The organism is Mycobacterium sp. 852002-51971_SCH5477799-a (assembly GCF_001667145.1).
In the GTDB taxonomy this organism is placed as follows: domain Bacteria; phylum Actinomycetota; class Actinomycetes; order Mycobacteriales; family Mycobacteriaceae; genus Mycobacterium.
On the sequence record NZ_LZIF01000082.1, the window covers coordinates 24,680 to 39,854 of the forward strand.

Sequence of the window (15,175 nt, forward strand, 5' to 3'; positions counted from 1 at the left end):
GGCGCTAGCTGGGGCCCGGGAGGCGCAGGACCAGCCGCGCCCCACCCAACGGGCTGTTCTCCAGCGCCGCCGTCCCACGGTGCAGCTGGGCCTGCTGGGCGACCAACGCCAACCCCAGGCCCGACCCGGAATGGGAGGCCGTCGATCCACGGGAGAACCGATCGAACACCACCTGGCGCTCGTCCTCGGGTACGCCGCCGCCGTTGTCGTCGATGGCGATCTCCACGCCGGCGCGCGAGCTGACCGCTGAGAGCTGGACCTTGGTGGCGCCGCCGTGCTTGACGGCGTTGGCGATCGCGTTGTCGACGGTGAGCCGCAACCCGGCCGGTAACCCGACGATGATGCACGTGGGTGATGGCACCAGCGAAACGTCGACCCCCGGATAGATCCGGGTGGCGTCATGGGCCGCGCGGTCGAGCAGTTCGGTGATGTCGACGGGCACGTGATCGTCAGCCGTCGACAATTCGCCCTGGGCCAGCCGTTCGAGGGCGGTCAGCGTGGCCTCGATCCGCGACTGGGTGCGGATGACGTCGCCCAGCACCTCTTTGCGCTGTTCGTCGGGCATGTCCAGGGTGGACAGCACTTCGAGGTTGGTGCGCATCGCGGTCAACGGGGTGCGCAGTTCGTGCGAGGACACGGCGGCGAAGTCGCGCGCCGATGCGAGCGCATCCTTGGTCCGGTCTTGTTCGGTCCAGATGCGCTGCAGCATGCCCCGCATGGCTTCGGCGATCTCGACGGCCTCGCTGGCGCCGCGCACCGCCACCTGTGGGCGCTCGTCTGCGTCGATCGAGCGGGCTTGCTGGGCAAGACGTTTGAACGGTCGCACCGCGAAAGCCGCCAGGAGCCAAGCGAATACCGCTGCCGCTCCGATCGAGAGCGCACAGATCAGGATCACCCGCCGATGCAGGTTGTTGGTCTGGGCGATCGTGTCGTCGTAGGTCGCACCCACCGCCACCGTCGCAGGCTGCGGTGTTCGGACCTCCAGGGTCCGGATCCGGTAGCGCACCCCGTTGATGTAGGTGTCGGCATACCCGACATCCAGCGGCGGCAACGTGACGTCCGAGTTGGACATGACCTGTCCCTCGCGCCGGACCGTGATGACGGTGTCTTGGTCGTTGGGCGTGCGCGGGATGTCGCCGAGTCCACGCGGCAGGAAGGGGATGGCGAAGCCAGCCGCCTCGTCCAGGCGGCGATCAAGTCGTTCTTTCCAGGCGCTGGTGATGCCGAACCACACGACGGCGCCCGCGATGACCACCACGATGGCGGTGCCGATGGCCGTCGCGACCGCGACCCGCGCCCGTAGCGATGGCGTACGGGTCGCGATCCGGGACAGAAAGTTCATTGCCGGTCGACCTGCTTACTGCATGCGCAGTACGAATCCCACTCCGCGGACGGTGTGCAGCAGCCGGGGGCCACCGTTCGCCTCCAGCTTGCGGCGCAGATATCCGATGAAGACGTCGACGACGTTGGTGTCGGCGGCGAAGTCGTAACCCCACACCAGTTCGAGCAGCTGCGCGCGCGACAACACCGCGGTCTTGTGTTCGGCCAGCACCGCCAGCAGGTCGAATTCGCGCTTGGTCAGGTCGACGTCGACACCATTGACTCGCGCACGCCGGCCCGGGATATCGACTTCCAGCGGCCCGACCGTGATGGTTTCCGAGGAGGACGTGGCGGTGGCGCCGCGGCGGCGCAGCAATGCCTTGACCCGCGCGACCAGCTCGGCCAGCACGAACGGTTTGACCAGGTAGTCGTCGGCTCCGGCCTCCAGGCCGGCCACCCGATCGTCGACCGAGCTGCGGGCGGACAGCACGCAGACCGGGACGTCGTTGTCCATGGCGCGCAGCGCCGTGACGACGCTGACGCCGTCGAGCACCGGCATGTTGATGTCGAGCACGATCGCGTCGGGGCGCGTCTCGGTGGCGCTGCGCAACGCCTCGGCGCCGTCGACCGCCGTCGACACCTCGAAGCCGGACAGCCGCAGACCGCGTTCGAGCGACGCGAGCACATCTGAATCGTCGTCGACGACCAAGACCCGCGGTGAGCTAGCTCCTGTGTCCATGCCGCCCATTTTGCCTGATTGTCGGCTGTGGCTGTGGGAGGCCGCACCGGCCGAACGCGCGCGGCCGATCGTCGTCGCGTCTTGCCCGCGATTTATGCGTCGCGACGGAGCCCGGGTAAACCAATGTTGCGGTAGCGCCGCAACCGGGCGGCCAGCCGCTCGGCGGCGGGGAGCTCGCGCAGCGCGTGCACCTCGGTGGCGATGGCCCGCGCCAATCGCCGCGCGAACTCGACCGGCTCGTCGGCGGCGTCGGGGTACTCCGGCACGACGGCGTCGACGATTCCCGACTTCAGCAGATCAACCGACCGGATGCCTTGTGCGGCAGCGAGTTCGGCGGCGTGCTCGGTGTCCCGGAATACGATCGCGCTGGCGCCCTCCGGCGGAAGCGGGGCCAGCCAGCCGTGCAACGCCGCCAACACCCGGTCGGCGGGCACCATCGCCAGGGCAGGCCCGCCGCTGCCCTGGCCCAGCAGCACCGACACCGTCGGTGTATCCAGGGTCACCAGCTCGGCCAGGCATTGCGCGATCTGACCGGCCAGCCCGCCCTGTTCGGCTTCGGCCGACAGCGCCGGCCCCGCAGTGTCGATCGCCAGCACCAGCGGCAGGCGCAACTCGGCGGCCAGCGCCATGCCGCGCCGGGCTTCGCGCAGTGAGGCGGGTCCCACCAAGCCGCCCGTCAGCCGCTGCTGCCCCAGCACCACCGCGGGCTGGCCGGCGAATCGGGCCAGCGCCAACAGCGTGGTCGCCGCCTCTCCCTGGCCAGTCCCCGACAGCAGCACCCGATCGGTGGCGCCGTGCCGAAGGAGCAGCCCCACCCCGGGCCGGTCGGGCCGTCGCGACGCCACCACCGAGTCCCACACCGCGACGTCGGGCGTCGGTTCGGGTGGCGTCGGCGCGGGCAGCGGCTCGGGAGCGTCGACGATGACGGTCATCGCACGGTCCAGGGTGCGGCGCAGCTCATCGAGCCGGACGACGCCATCGATCACGCCGTGCCGCTGAAGGTTCTCCGCGGTCTGTACGCCCTCGGGGAAGGGTTCGTCGTAAAGGAGCTCATAGACGCGCGGTCCGAGGAAACCGATCAACGCGCCCGGCTCGGCGACCGTCACATGGCCCAGCGACCCCCAGGACGCGAACACCCCGCCGGTGGTCGGATTGCGCAGATAGACCAGGTAGGGCAGGTGCGCTTGGCTGTGCAGTCGGACCGCCGCGGCGATCTTCACCATCTGCAGAAACGCGACCGTGCCCTCTTGCATTCGGGTGCCGCCGGAGCTCGGCGAGGCCAGCAGCGGCAGCCCCTCGGCCGTCGCCCGCTGCACCGCGGCGGTGATCCGCTCGGCCGCGGCGACGCCGATCGACCCGCCCAGGAAGCCGAACTCGGAGACCACCACCGCGACCCGGCGGCCGAAGACGCGTCCCTCGCCGGTGAGCACCGCTTCGTCCAGGCCCGTCGCGGCCCGAGCGTCCGCGAGCTCTTGGGCGTAGGACGCGCTGACCGGCACGCCGAGCGGCTCGCTGTCCCAGCGGAGAAAAGAATTCTTGTCCAGCACCGCATCGCGCAGTTGAGCAGGCGTAATACGACTCACGAAAAGAGGCTATATAGGGTGGCTGCCATGATCGGTGTTACCCAGGCCGAAGCCGTTATGACCATCGAGCTGCAGCGTCCCGAGCGCCGCAATGCGTTGAACTCCCAGCTGGTCGAGGAGCTGCGCGAGGCCGTGCTCAAGGCCGGCGACGGCTCCACCCGCGCGATCGTGCTGACGGGCCAGGGCACGGTGTTCTGCGCCGGTGCGGACCTGTCCGGTGACGCCTTCGCGGCCGACTACCCCGACCGGCTCGTCGAGCTGCACAGGGTGCTCGATGCCACGTTGATCCCCGTGATCGGGGCCATCAACGGCCCGGCCATCGGCGCAGGCCTGCAACTGGCCATGCAATGCGATCTGCGGGTCGTCGCACCCGACGCGTTCTTCCAGTTCCCGACGTCGAAATATGGCCTGGCCCTGGATAACTGGAGCATCCGGCGGCTATCCTCGCTCGTGGGTCACGGCCGGGCCCGGGCGATGCTGCTCACGGCGGAGAAGCTGACCGCCGACGTGGCGCTGCAGACGGGGATGGCCAATCGCATCGGGACGCTCGCCGACGCCCAGGCCTGGGCCGCCGAGATCGCCGGGCTGGCACCGCTGGCGATCCAGCACGCCAAGCGGGTGCTCAACGACGACGGTGCCATCGAAGAGCCCGGGCCGATGCACAAGGAACTCTTCGACAAGGCCTGGGGCAGCCAGGACGTCGTCGAGGCCCAGGTCGCCCGGATCGAGAAGCGCGCGCCGAAGTTCCAGGGGGCCTGACGAGTATGCGGGGGACGCTGCGGCTGGTCGCCGGTACGGCGTCGCTGGCGGCCGGTGGTTGGCTGGTGCGAGCGCTGCACGGCGCGCCGGACGCGCTCGGCGCCCACCCGGCGTCGATCGCCGAGGTGGCCGCCGGGTCGCCGCACTACCGCGACGGTGTCTTCGTCAACCTCGAGCCCGCCTCCACAATCAAGATGGACCGCGAGCAAATACGGCTCATCGCGTGGGAGCTGATCGGCAATCGGGGCGGCAGCCGGCCGAAGGGCCCGATCCCGCTCGCCTCGCCGGGGATGCCCGACGCCGACCCGGGCCGGCTGGCCGTCAGCTGGTTCGGCCATTCCACGGCGTTGCTGGAGATCGACGGTTACCGGGTGCTCACCGACCCGGTGTGGAGCGACCGGTGTTCGCCGTCGGACGTCGTGGGCCCGCAGCGGCTGCATCCGCCGCCGCTCCAGCTCGAGGCGCTGCCCGCCGTCGACGCGGTGGTGATCAGCCATGACCATTACGACCACCTCGACATCGACACGGTCCGGGCGCTGGCCCGCACTCAGCGGGCACCGTTTTTTGTGCCGCTCGGCATCGGGGCCCACCTGCGCCGGTGGGGGATACCCGAGCAGCGCATCGTCGAGCTCGACTGGCAGCAGAGCGCCAAAGTCGACGAGCTCGAAGTGGTGTGCGTGCCGGCGCGGCACTTCTCGGGACGCTTTCTCGACCGCAACACGACGCTGTGGGCGTCGTGGGCGTTCGTCGGCCCGAAGCATCGGGCGTACTTCGGCGGCGACACCGGCTATACCAAGAGTTTCGAGCAGATCGGCGCCGATCACGGGCCGTTCGACCTGACTCTCCTGCCCATCGGCGCCTACAACACGGCGTGGCCCGACGTGCACATGAACCCCGAGGAGGCGGTGCGGGCGCATCTGGACGTCACAGACGGCGGACTGCTGGTGCCGATCCATTGGGGCACTTTCCGATTGGCCCCGCATCCGTGGGCCGAACCGGTTGAGCGCCTGCTCGCCGCCGCCGCGCCGGAGCGGGTGAAGGTGGCCGTGCCGCTGCCAGGCCAGCGCATCGATCCTGCGGCACCGGAGGAATCCGATCCCTGGTGGCGGCTGTAGATTGCGCCGGCGCGCACCGTCAGCGCGTTAGGGTTCGCGGATGACCAAACGCGCGGCCGGGGCCGCCCTCACTGCGGCGTTGCTCGGATTGACGGGGTGTGGCTTCGCGCAGCCGACGGCCGGGCCGCCGTCCACAGTGTCTGACGTCCCGCCCAACCAGGTCTCCGGCGTGACGATCCCCGCCGGCCGTATCGACGACGCCGTCGCCAAGCTGGACGGGCTGGCCGGCGACCTGATGAAAAGCACCGGCATCCCGGGGATGGCCGTAGCCGTCGTGCACGGCGGAAAGGTGTTGTACGCCAAAGGGTTCGGCATCAAAGATGCGAGCAATGGGCAAGGACAGAACAACAAGGTGGACGCCGACACCGTCTTCCAGCTGGCCTCGGTGTCCAAATCGGTGGGCGCGACGGTGATCGCGCACGAGGTCAGCGACAACGTCGTCGCATGGGACACGCCCGTCGTGTCCAAGCTGCCGTGGTTCACGCTGAATGATCCCTACGTCACCGGCCATGTGACCGTTGCCGACCTGTATTCGCATCGCTCCGGGTTACCGGACCATGCCGGTGACAAGCTCGAAGACCTGGGCTACGACCGCCGGCAAACGCTGGAGCGGCTCAAGCAGCTGCCGCTGGATCCTTTCCGAATCAGCTACGCCTACACCAACTATGGGATCACCGCCGGTGCCGAGGCGGTGGCGGCCGCGGCGGGCAAGCCATGGGAGGACCTGTCCGAGGAGGTGCTCTACCGCCCGCTGGGGATGGCGTCGACCAGTTCGCGGTTCGCCGACTTCATCGCGCGGCCCAACCATGCGGTCAACCACGTCAAGATCGACGACACGTGGCGGCCCCGCTTCCAGCGCGACCCGGATTCGCAATCGCCGGCGGGCGGGGTGAGCTCATCGGTGAACGACATGACGCGCTGGTTATTGATGTTGCTGGGCAACGGAACCTACGACGGTCACCGGATCGCTTCGCCGGAAGCCCTGCTGCCCGCCATCAGCCCGCAGATGGTGTCATCGCCCGCCAAAACGCCGCAGGCGCGCACCGGGTTTTACGGATACGGCTTCAACTCCTCGGTCAATTCGTCGGGACGCACCGAGTACAGCCATTCCGGCGCTTTCGATTTGGGCGCGGCCACCAACTTCGTGGTGCTGCCGTCCGAGGATCTGGGCATCATCGCGCTGACAAACGCCGCGCCCTACGGCATCCCGGAAACGCTCACCGCGGAATTCATGGATCTGGTTCAGTACGGTCAGATCCGCGAGGACTGGGCGTCCTTGTACAAGAAGGCGATCGGCTGGCTGAACAACCCGGTCGGCTCGCTGGTCGGCAAGCAGCCCCCGGCCAACCCCGCCCCGGCCAGGCCGCTCGGTGACTACGCCGGCAGCTATGCCAGCGATTACTGGGGACCGGCCGTCGTGACGCAACACGACGGCGCGCTGCAACTGCGGATGGGTCCGAAAAACCGGACGGCCACCCTCACCCACTGGGACGGCGGCACCTTCACCTTCCCGTTGACCGACGAAAACGCCCCACCCGGAACGGTTTCCAAAGCCGTCTTCGGCGACCATACGCTGAACTTGGAGTACTACGACTCGGACAAGCTGGGGACCTTCACGCGATGACTCTTGCTCACTCCTCCGGCCTCACCGACGCCGAAGTGGCCCAGCGGGTGGCCGACGGCAAGAGCAACGCGGTACGGGAACGCGCCACGCGCAGCATCACCGATATCGTCCGGGCCAACGTCTTCACCCGGATCAACGCGATCCTGGGGGTGTTGCTGCTGATCGTGCTCGCGACGGGCTCACTGATCAACGGGATGTTCGGGCTGCTGATCATCGCCAACAGCGTCGTCGGCATGGTGCAAGAGATCCGGGCCAAGCGGACGCTGGACAAGCTCGCCATCGTCGGTCAGGCAAAACCTCTGGTGCGCAGGCAATCCGGGACCAAGGCCGTCCCGCCCGGTGAGGTGGTGCTCGACGACATCGTCGAGCTGGGCCCCGGAGATCAGGTCGTCGTCGACGGGGAGGTCGTCGAGGAGGCGAACCTGGAAGTGGACGAGTCGCTGCTGACCGGGGAGGCCGATCCGATCGCCAAGCGCGTCGGCGATGCGGTGATGTCGGGCAGCTTTGTCGTCGCGGGCAGCGGCGCCTACCGCGCCACCAAGGTCGGCGCGGACGCCTACGCGACCAAGCTCGCCGAGGAGGCCAGCAAGTTCACCTTGGTGAGATCCGAACTGCGCAACGGCATTAACCGCATCCTGCAGTTCATCACCTACCTGTTGGTGCCCGCCGGACTGCTCACCATCTACACCCAGCTGTTCACCACGCGCGCGGACTGGCGGCAGGCCGTGCTGCGCGCGGTCGGCGCACTGGTGCCCATGGTCCCCGAAGGACTGGTGTTGCTGACGTCGGTCGCCTTCGCGGTCGGGGTGGTCCGGCTCGGTCAGCGCCGGTGCCTGGTGCAGGAGCTGCCCGCGATCGAGGGACTCGCGCGCGTCGACGTCGTCTGCGCGGACAAGACGGGCACCCTGACCGAGAGCGGCATGCGCGTGGCGACCGTGGACGAACTCGACCCGCCGGAGGATGGGATTGCCGATGTGCTGGCCTCGTTGGCCGCCGCCGATCCGCGACCCAACGCGAGCATGCGGGCCATCGCCGAGACCTATAGCGAGCCGCCCGGCTGGACCGCCACGGCGACAGCACCTTTCAAGTCGGCCACCAAATGGAGCGGCGTCTCTTTCGACGGCCACGGCAACTGGGTGATGGGGGCTCCGGACGTGTTGCTCGAGCCGGCGTCGGCGGCTGCCGAACAGGCCGAGCGGATCGGGGCGCGGGGGCTGCGGGTCCTACTGGTCGGCGCCGGTGACGTCGCCGTCGATCATTCCGACGCGCCGGGCCGCGTCACCCCGGCGGCGTTGGTGGTCCTCGAACAGAAGGTGCGCCCGGACGCGCGCGAGACACTGGATTATTTCGCCGAACAAGGCGTTTCGGTCAAGGTGTTGTCCGGCGACAACGCGGTCTCGGTCGGCGCCGTCGCCGGGGAGCTCGGGCTGCGCGGCCAGACTTTGGACGCACGTCAATTGCCCTCCGAACCCAGGCAATTGGCCGACGCGCTGGACACGCACACCACCTTCGGCAGGGTGCGGCCGGACCAGAAGCGCGCCATGGTGCACGCCCTGCAATCACACGGGCACAGCGTCGCGATGACAGGCGACGGCGTCAACGACGTGCTGGCCCTCAAGGATGCCGACATCGGTGTCGCGATGGGTGCCGGCAGCCCGGCGGCGCGCGCCGTGGCGCAAATCGTACTGCTGGACAACCGATTCGCGACGCTGCCCTACGTCGTCGGCGAGGGCAGGCGGGTGATCGGCAACATCGAACGCGTCGCCAACCTGTTCTTGACCAAAACGGTGTACTCGGTCCTGCTGGCGTTACTGGTGGGCATCGAATGTCTGCTGGCCAAACCGCTCGGGGCCGACCCGTTGCTGTATCCGTTTCAGCCCATCCACGTCACCATCGCGGCCTGGTTCACCATCGGCATACCGTCGTTCATCCTGTCGCTGGCCCCCAACAACGAACGCGCCCATTCGGGCTTCGTGCGCCGGGTCCTCTCCTCCGCGCTGCCCTGCGGATTGATCGTCGGCACCGCGACATTCGCCTCCTACCTGCTGGCCTATCACGGGCGTCATGCCAGCTTCGTCGAACAGGATCAGGCGTCCACCGCCGCCCTGATCACGTTGCTGATGACGGCGCTGTGGGTGCTGGCGGTGGTGGCCCGCCCCTACCAATGGTGGCGCGTGGCGCTGGTAATCGGTTCGGGCCTGGCGTATGTCGTGATTTTCAGTCTGCCGCTGGCGCGCAAGGCGTTCCTGCTCGACCCGTCCAATGTCGCGGTGACGTCGACGGCGCTGGGCATCGGCGTGCTGGGCGCCGCCGCCATCGAGGCCACCTGGTGGATCCGCGCCAAGGTGCTGGGCGTGCAGCCGCGGTTGTGGCGCTGAGCGCGCCGAACTCACCCGCAGGGGGTCGTCACCGGCCAAGTACGATGCCGGAAAAAGGGAGGGTGCATGGGATTCCTGGACAAGGCAAAGGACCTGTTGTCGCAGAACGCCGACAAGGTCGAAATGGCGATCGACAAGGCCGGCGAGTTCGTCGACGACAAGACGCAGGGCAAGTACACCGACACCATCCACCAGGTGCAGGAGCAGGCCAAGAAGGCCACCGGCGCCGCGGACACCGGCGACCAGCAGTAGCAATGGCGAAGCTTTCCGGATCTATCGATGTGCCGCTGCCACCCGAGGTGGCCTGGCAGCACGCCTCCGACCTGTCCCGGTACAAGGACTGGCTGACGATTCACCGGGTGTGGCGCAGCACCCTGCCCGACGAGATCGAAAAGGGCACGATCGTCGAGTCGATCGTCGAGGTCAAGGGCATGTACAGCCGGATCAAATGGACGGTCGTGCGCTACAAGCCGCCGGAGGGCATGACGCTCAACGGCGACGGCGTGGGCGGGGTCAAGGTCAAGCTGATGGCCAAGATCGCTCCCAAGGACGACGGCTCCATCGTCAGCTTCGACGTGCACCTTGGCGGGCCGGCGCTGTTCGGTCCCATCGGCATGATCGTCGCCGCCGCCCTGCGAAGCGACATCAACCAATCGCTGGAGAACTTCGTCACGGTGTTCACCAGAGCCGACCCGAGCAGGAACGGAGAGGGTGGGCCTCATCGCTGATGGCCGCCGCCGATGAGTTTGCGGCTGGGCGGCAGTCGATAGTGTGAAGCCCTTTCCCGCGGGGCCATGACACCACTAGGAGGCCACCATGCCTATCCGCGACTGCGCCCCGCTCGGCGCGCCATGCTGGATCGATCTGACCACATCCGACGTCGCCCAGGCCCAGGAGTTCTACGGCACGGTCTTCGGCTGGACCTTCGAGTCCGCAGGGGCCGAGTACCACGGCTACATCAATGCCGCCAAGGACGGTCACCCGGTGGCCGGCATCATGGCCAACCGGCCCGACGCCGGGTCGCCCGACCACTGGGCCACCTACTTCCACACCGCCGACATCGACGCCACCGTTGCCGCGGTCACCAGGGCCGGTGGTGCGGTGTGCATGGCGATAGAGGTGCCCGCCAAGGGCCACATGGCTGTGGCGACCGACCCCGCCGGGGCGGTCTTCGGGCTGTGGCAGCCGCTGGGCCACCGCGGCTTCGAACTCATCGGGGCAGCGGGCGCCCCAGTGTGGCACCAGCTGACCACACGGGGCTACGGCGCGGCCCTCGACTTCTACCGCGACGTCCTTGGATGGCAGACCGAGCCAGTCTCCGATACCAACGAATTCCGTTACAGCACAGCGCGGTTCGGTGACGAGCAATTGCTCGGCGTGATGGACGGCGCCGCCGTCCTGCCACAGGACATCCCATCAAACTGGGTGATCTTCTTCGGCGCCGAGGACGTCGACAAAACCTTGCGGGTGATCGCCGACAACGGCGGCACGGTGGTACGCGACGCCGAGGACACCCCGTATGGACGGCTGGCCGCGGCGGCCGATCCGACCGGTGCGGTCTTCAACCTGTCCTCGCTGCAGGCCTAACTTTCTGGACGGCGAGCGTCGCGCTGGCGTGGCCGTCGGAGACCGGCGCCACGCTAGCGGGACGCTCGCTCGCGTGGGCCGGCGTCGGAGTCCGTTAGTCTCGCTAGCATGACTCGCCGACTGCGCCCCGGTTGGCTGGTGGCGCTTTTCGCCGTCATGGTGTCGGCCAGCGCATGGCTGCCGTGGCTGCGGACGCGGGTGAACGGCGGGGGATGGGCCAACGCCATCGGCGGCGCCCACGGCAACTTGGAGCTGCCGCGGGGGTTCGGCGCGGGCCAGCTCATCGTGCTGTTGGCCTCGACGCTGTTGGTGGTCGGCGCCATGATGGGTCGTGGTTTGTCGGTGAGGCTCGCTTCGGTTGCCGCACTGCTGATTTCGTTGCTGATCGTGGCGCTGACGGTCTGGTACTACAAGCTCAATGTCAGCCCGCCGGTGTCGGCCGAATACGGGCTGTACATCGGCGCGGGTGCGGCCAGCTGTGCAGTCGCCTGCTCGCTGGTGGCCGTCATCGCCGGCTTGGCTTCCGGCCGGTCCGGTCGCTGACCTGTCAGACGGACGGGAATTCGTGCTTTCCCGAGGTACCGCTGTTTTCAGGCTCATTGACACCGAATACGAAGGGCGCGAACACGATTTCTCGTCCGTCGGGGTCGCGGAAGGTGGCCGCCCCCGTCGCCTCCCAGTACGGGTGCTGCTCGACGGGCTCGACGCCCGCGCAGCGCAGGCGCGCTAGGGCGGCTTGCTGCGCCTGCCGATCGGGAAAGTACAGGCACAGCTGTTCATGAGGGCCCACCGCGACGTCGTCGACGGCCTCCACGAGTTCCATGGTGAGGTTCCAGCTGGGCAATCCGAAGATCGCGCCGTTGCTTCCGAAGCTGTCTGCGAAGGTCTCGTAGAGCGGCAGGCCGACCAGATCGCGGTAAAACTCCACGGTTTCGGCGAAATGTGCGCAGCGGCGCGCGAAACGGATGGCGCCGATCGGCGCCAGTTGCAGCGGCCAGTGCGTGTGGCGGTGCTTGCCGGCGCTCATCACAGCCCGATCGCGTTGGCGGCCGAGTCGGCGGTGTCCCAGCGCCGCAATTGGGAACCGGGTGCCCACGTAGAGTGCGTGCCGCTGGAAATGCGTTCGGGCAGTTGAAGTTTGCACACCGCCCCGTCACCGACCCGGGCGGCGTCGAACACCAGGCAGTAAGAGGAGTCGGTGTTCATGTCGGTGGTAAGGGTGACCAGGTAGCCGTCGTCCTCACCGGTGGCGCCCACGCGTGGTGCCATCGCGGCCTCGCTGCCGTAGACGCCCTCACCGAACTTGAACCCATCCTCGGTCCCGGTGCGCAGGTCGTGTTTGACCAGGCCATCGAACAAGAACCAGCCGGGTTTGCCGGTGGCGGCATAAGTGTAGCGGTAGTCCCCACCGGCGCACTCGGGATTGATGGTGCCGAACTCGGTGATGGACTCCGAAAGCCGCTCTTCTCGTACCGTTCCGGTGGACAGATTGAACCGCCACCGGTGCAGCCGAGCCTGCAGTCGATCCAGTGCGAGGAAGCGAAACAGCTTCTCCCACTTGGTCCCACCGGTATCGAGCGGGGACGGATCAGCCTCGAAGAACCCGTCGAGCACAATCTCGTCGCCGTCCTCGTAGGCGTTGGTGAAGTGCAGCACGAAGGTGGGGTCGGCTTCGAACCAGCGAATGTCTCCGGTGTTGCCGCGGCGCGGGATCACCGCGAAGCGTGACGGGAGGTTGGGATAAAAGCGCGGCAGGTGCACGTCGTGCTCGAGCAGCTGGGGATCCCAGAACAGCGGGAAATCGTTGAGGATGGCGTAGTTTTCGGTGAACGCCATGTCGTGGGGCAGACGCGGGCCGGGCAGCGGGATGTCGACGTAGTGCGCCAGCTCGTTGCGGTCGTCGACCACGCCGTAATGCATATACGGCTCTTGCTTGCTGTAGTTGAAGAACAACAGTTCACCGGTTTTGTTGTCTACCTTGGGATGTGCGGACACGCCCCACTCGACCGGAAAGCCGCCGTTCCAGGACTCCTTGCCCAGCGTGTCGGCCGAATACGGATCGAGCCGGTACAGGTCGCCGCACTGGTAGAAACTGGTCAGCGCGATTCCGCGGTGGACGATGACATCCGTGCTCGACGCGTCCTTCATCTTGGTGCGTGCGCCCCACCCTTGCTCGCGCCGCGCCAGTTGCACGGGCTCGGCCAGACCCGGCCACAGCGGCTCACCGGCCTCGTTCTCGGCCAGGAGCCCATCGGTGCGAATGAATCGGTTGCGGTAGAACGCTTTTCCGTCACGAAAGCCGACCACGTGCACCATGCCGTCGCCGTCGAACGGGTGGTAGGTCTTCAGCGCCGGATGCAACGGGTTCTCGGTGTTGCGCAGGTAAACGCCGTCCAGGTCGCGGGGAATTTCACCCTCGACAGCGGTCAGGTCGTCGGCGTCCCACTCGGTGGTCTGGGGACGCCACGGTCCGGTGCGGTACGGATGGTCGTCGTCTTCGGGCAGCGTGGACAGGAACTTACCGACGATCTCAACATCCATGGTCACACGCCTCCGGTGCCGCCGACGACGAAACTCACTGTGGTGGCGGTGCTGCCGCCGAAGTTCAGGGTGCCGAACGTCTGGGCGCCATCGACCTGGTACTCGCCGGCGACGTCGCTGACCTGCTTAGCCGCGTCAAGCAGCATCCGCACGCCGGAAGCTCCGACCGGATGTCCGCCGCCGATCAGCCCGCCGCTGGGGTTGATCGGTAAACGGCCTCCGATCTCGATCTCGCCGTTCTCGATTGCCTTCCACGATTCACCCGGGCCGGTAAGCCCGATGTGGTCGATCGCCAGGTACTCGCTGGGGGTGAAGCAGTCGTGCACTTCGAATCCGTCGACGTCGTCGAGGGTGCGCTGTGCGCGGCGCAGCGCGTCGAGTACCGCGGCCCGCACATGGGGCAGGACGTACGGGTCGCGGTCAGCGCGGTCCAGTTTTTGTCGCAGCCCCAACCCGACGGTGCGATGGCCCCACCCGTCGATTCGAGCGATTGCGCGCGCTTCGGGATGGTTGCGCAGATACGTGTCGTTGACGAGTACCAATCCAGCGGCGCCGTCGGTCATTTGGCTGCAGTCGAATCGGCGTAGCCGGCCTTCGGTGACCGGGTTGCTCGCTTCGTCGTCGGTGATCGGGTCGGGGACGGTCCACTCCCGGGTTTGAGCGTTGGGGTTACGCCGCGCGTTGGCGAAGTTCAGCTGTGCGATGGCCCGCAGGTGTGCGTCGTCCAGCCCGTACCGCCGGTCGTACTCGTCGGCAACTTGGGCGAACATGGATGGCCACAGGTAGCGGGCGTCGGCCCCCTCGTGCCCGGTCCACGCGGCCGCACCCAGGTGTTGCGCGGCGGTGTCGCCGGGGACGGTCTTCTCCAATTCGATGCCCACCACCAGCGCGGCGTCGTAGGCGCCCGAGCGTAGATCGGCCATCGCGGAGAGCGCCGCCACGCTACCGGAGGCGCAGGCCGCCTCGTGCCGGGATGCCGGTGTATCCCAGAGGCCGTCGCACACGGTGGCAGGCATCGCCCCGAGGTGGCCCTGGCGGGCGAACATCTCGCCGAAGGCGTTGCCGACGTGCACCACCTCAATGTCGGCCGCATTAACTCGCGCCGCGGTCAGCGTGGCGTCGACGACCTCCGCGGTCAACGCGGCGAAGTCGCGGCCTTCTGTGGTGAGGTTGCGAGCGAAATCGCTTTGATAACCACCGAGAATCCACACACCGGCCGAGTCATCCATACGCCGACGGTACTCCCGGACCGCGGTGTTGTTCAGGCCTCTCGGTCACCCGTTGCGGACCGGCGTAAGCCGGCAAAAGCTTCTCTGAGAGAGGGCGGCCCCGTCGGCTCTCGGGCTGAACCGACGGGACCTAGACGTGTGCGAAGGCCGGCCGACGCACTCGCCTCTGTTGGATCATTGCCACCGATGGGGGTCGACAAACGTGCTGACCCCAAATCGTTTGAACGGGTCGCGTCGTCGGGCCGCGCCGGGTAACCGACGATTCCTGTTTTGCGCGTGTGCAATAGAGTGTTCGACGAT

14 protein-coding genes are annotated in these 15,175 nt (G+C 67.7%); 8 read left to right on the plus strand and 6 right to left on the minus strand.

Annotation, left to right across the window (positions count from 1 at the left end; all coding sequences use genetic code 11):
- Positions 1-4: 4 nt before the first annotated feature.
- From A5753_RS09880 to A5753_RS09890, 3 genes are all read right to left on the minus strand, one after another.
- On the minus strand, positions 5-1,342 hold the full coding sequence (locus tag A5753_RS09880; RefSeq protein WP_067126451.1) for a sensor histidine kinase KdpD: 1,338 nt from the start codon (positions 1,340-1,342) through the stop codon (positions 5-7).
- Between the two features lie 15 nt (positions 1,343-1,357).
- Entirely contained in the window at positions 1,358-2,068 is a 711-nt protein-coding gene (prrA, locus tag A5753_RS09885; protein WP_007777113.1) for a two-component system response regulator PrrA, read from the minus strand.
- Between the two features lie 83 nt (positions 2,069-2,151).
- Positions 2,152-3,642 carry a carboxyl transferase domain-containing protein gene (locus A5753_RS09890; RefSeq protein WP_067126454.1) on the minus strand — a complete coding sequence of 497 codons (1,491 nt, stop codon included), beginning with the start codon at positions 3,640-3,642 and terminating at the stop codon, positions 2,152-2,154.
- Between the two features lie 27 nt (positions 3,643-3,669).
- On the opposite strand from A5753_RS09890, the gene A5753_RS09895 reads away from it, so the two are divergent.
- The 8 genes from A5753_RS09895 to A5753_RS09930 all read left to right on the plus strand — a co-directional run bounded on the left by A5753_RS09895 (position 3,670) and on the right by A5753_RS09930 (position 11,648).
- Positions 3,670-4,401: an enoyl-CoA hydratase gene (locus A5753_RS09895; protein WP_067126457.1), complete on the plus strand. Its 732-nt coding sequence runs from the start codon at positions 3,670-3,672 to the stop codon at positions 4,399-4,401.
- Positions 4,402-4,406: 5 nt separating this feature from the next.
- Positions 4,407-5,516 (plus strand): MBL fold metallo-hydrolase, encoded by a 1,110-nt coding sequence (locus tag A5753_RS09900; RefSeq protein WP_067126460.1) that lies wholly within the window; start codon positions 4,407-4,409, stop codon positions 5,514-5,516.
- A 40-nt stretch (positions 5,517-5,556) separates the two neighbouring features.
- A complete protein-coding gene (locus A5753_RS09905) occupies positions 5,557-7,140 on the plus strand; it encodes a serine hydrolase (protein WP_067126463.1) in 1,584 nt (527 codons plus the stop codon).
- Positions 7,137-9,518, plus strand: a complete 2,382-nt coding sequence (locus tag A5753_RS09910) for an HAD-IC family P-type ATPase (protein WP_067126467.1) — start codon at positions 7,137-7,139, stop codon at positions 9,516-9,518. The genes A5753_RS09905 and A5753_RS09910 overlap by 4 nt, the downstream gene beginning before the upstream one ends.
- A gap of 66 nt (positions 9,519-9,584) precedes the next feature.
- Complete coding sequence (locus A5753_RS09915; RefSeq protein WP_067126470.1) at positions 9,585-9,770, plus strand: antitoxin; 186 nt, start codon at positions 9,585-9,587, stop codon at positions 9,768-9,770.
- Positions 9,771-9,772: 2 nt separating this feature from the next.
- Positions 9,773-10,246 carry an SRPBCC family protein gene (locus tag A5753_RS09920; protein WP_067126473.1) on the plus strand — a complete coding sequence of 158 codons (474 nt, stop codon included), beginning with the start codon at positions 9,773-9,775 and terminating at the stop codon, positions 10,244-10,246.
- Between the two features lie 88 nt (positions 10,247-10,334).
- Positions 10,335-11,105 carry a VOC family protein gene (locus A5753_RS09925; RefSeq protein ID WP_067126476.1) on the plus strand — a complete coding sequence of 257 codons (771 nt, stop codon included), beginning with the start codon at positions 10,335-10,337 and terminating at the stop codon, positions 11,103-11,105.
- A gap of 108 nt (positions 11,106-11,213) precedes the next feature.
- Positions 11,214-11,648, plus strand: coding sequence for a hypothetical protein (locus tag A5753_RS09930; protein WP_067126478.1), 435 nt, complete (start codon positions 11,214-11,216; stop codon positions 11,646-11,648).
- A gap of 4 nt (positions 11,649-11,652) precedes the next feature.
- Here A5753_RS09930 and A5753_RS09935 read toward each other — a convergent pair whose 3' ends face one another.
- Genes A5753_RS09935 through A5753_RS09945 form a run of 3 tightly spaced genes read right to left on the minus strand, consistent with a single transcriptional unit; the run spans position 11,653 to position 14,875 of the window.
- Complete coding sequence (locus A5753_RS09935; protein ID WP_067126481.1) at positions 11,653-12,132, minus strand: VOC family protein; 480 nt, start codon at positions 12,130-12,132, stop codon at positions 11,653-11,655.
- Positions 12,132-13,646, minus strand: coding sequence for a carotenoid oxygenase family protein (locus A5753_RS09940; protein WP_067126484.1), 1,515 nt, complete (start codon positions 13,644-13,646; stop codon positions 12,132-12,134). The genes A5753_RS09935 and A5753_RS09940 overlap by 1 nt, the downstream gene beginning before the upstream one ends.
- 2 nt (positions 13,647-13,648) lie before the next feature.
- A complete protein-coding gene (locus A5753_RS09945; protein ID WP_067126488.1) occupies positions 13,649-14,875 on the minus strand; it encodes an acetyl-CoA acetyltransferase in 1,227 nt (408 codons plus the stop codon).
- Positions 14,876-15,175: the final 300 nt, after the last annotated feature.

Coding starts and splice junctions, on each gene's coding strand:
- A5753_RS09880 (WP_067126451.1), bottom strand. CDS start 1,342: ATGAACTTTCTGTCCCGGATCGCGACCCGTACGCCATCGCTACGGGCG.
- prrA (WP_007777113.1), bottom strand. CDS start 2,068: ATGGGCGGCATGGACACAGGAGCTAGCTCACCGCGGGTCTTGGTCGTC.
- A5753_RS09895 (WP_067126457.1), top strand. CDS start 3,670: ATGATCGGTGTTACCCAGGCCGAAGCCGTTATGACCATCGAGCTGCAG.
- A5753_RS09900 (WP_067126460.1), top strand. CDS start 4,407: ATGCGGGGGACGCTGCGGCTGGTCGCCGGTACGGCGTCGCTGGCGGCC.
- A5753_RS09905 (WP_067126463.1), top strand. CDS start 5,557: ATGACCAAACGCGCGGCCGGGGCCGCCCTCACTGCGGCGTTGCTCGGA.
- A5753_RS09910 (WP_067126467.1), top strand. CDS start 7,137: ATGACTCTTGCTCACTCCTCCGGCCTCACCGACGCCGAAGTGGCCCAG.
- A5753_RS09915 (WP_067126470.1), top strand. CDS start 9,585: ATGGGATTCCTGGACAAGGCAAAGGACCTGTTGTCGCAGAACGCCGAC.
- A5753_RS09920 (WP_067126473.1), top strand. CDS start 9,773: ATGGCGAAGCTTTCCGGATCTATCGATGTGCCGCTGCCACCCGAGGTG.
- A5753_RS09925 (WP_067126476.1), top strand. CDS start 10,335: ATGCCTATCCGCGACTGCGCCCCGCTCGGCGCGCCATGCTGGATCGAT.
- A5753_RS09930 (WP_067126478.1), top strand. CDS start 11,214: ATGACTCGCCGACTGCGCCCCGGTTGGCTGGTGGCGCTTTTCGCCGTC.
- A5753_RS09935 (WP_067126481.1), bottom strand. CDS start 12,132: ATGAGCGCCGGCAAGCACCGCCACACGCACTGGCCGCTGCAACTGGCG.
- A5753_RS09940 (WP_067126484.1), bottom strand. CDS start 13,646: ATGGATGTTGAGATCGTCGGTAAGTTCCTGTCCACGCTGCCCGAAGAC.
- A5753_RS09945 (WP_067126488.1), bottom strand. CDS start 14,875: ATGGATGACTCGGCCGGTGTGTGGATTCTCGGTGGTTATCAAAGCGAT.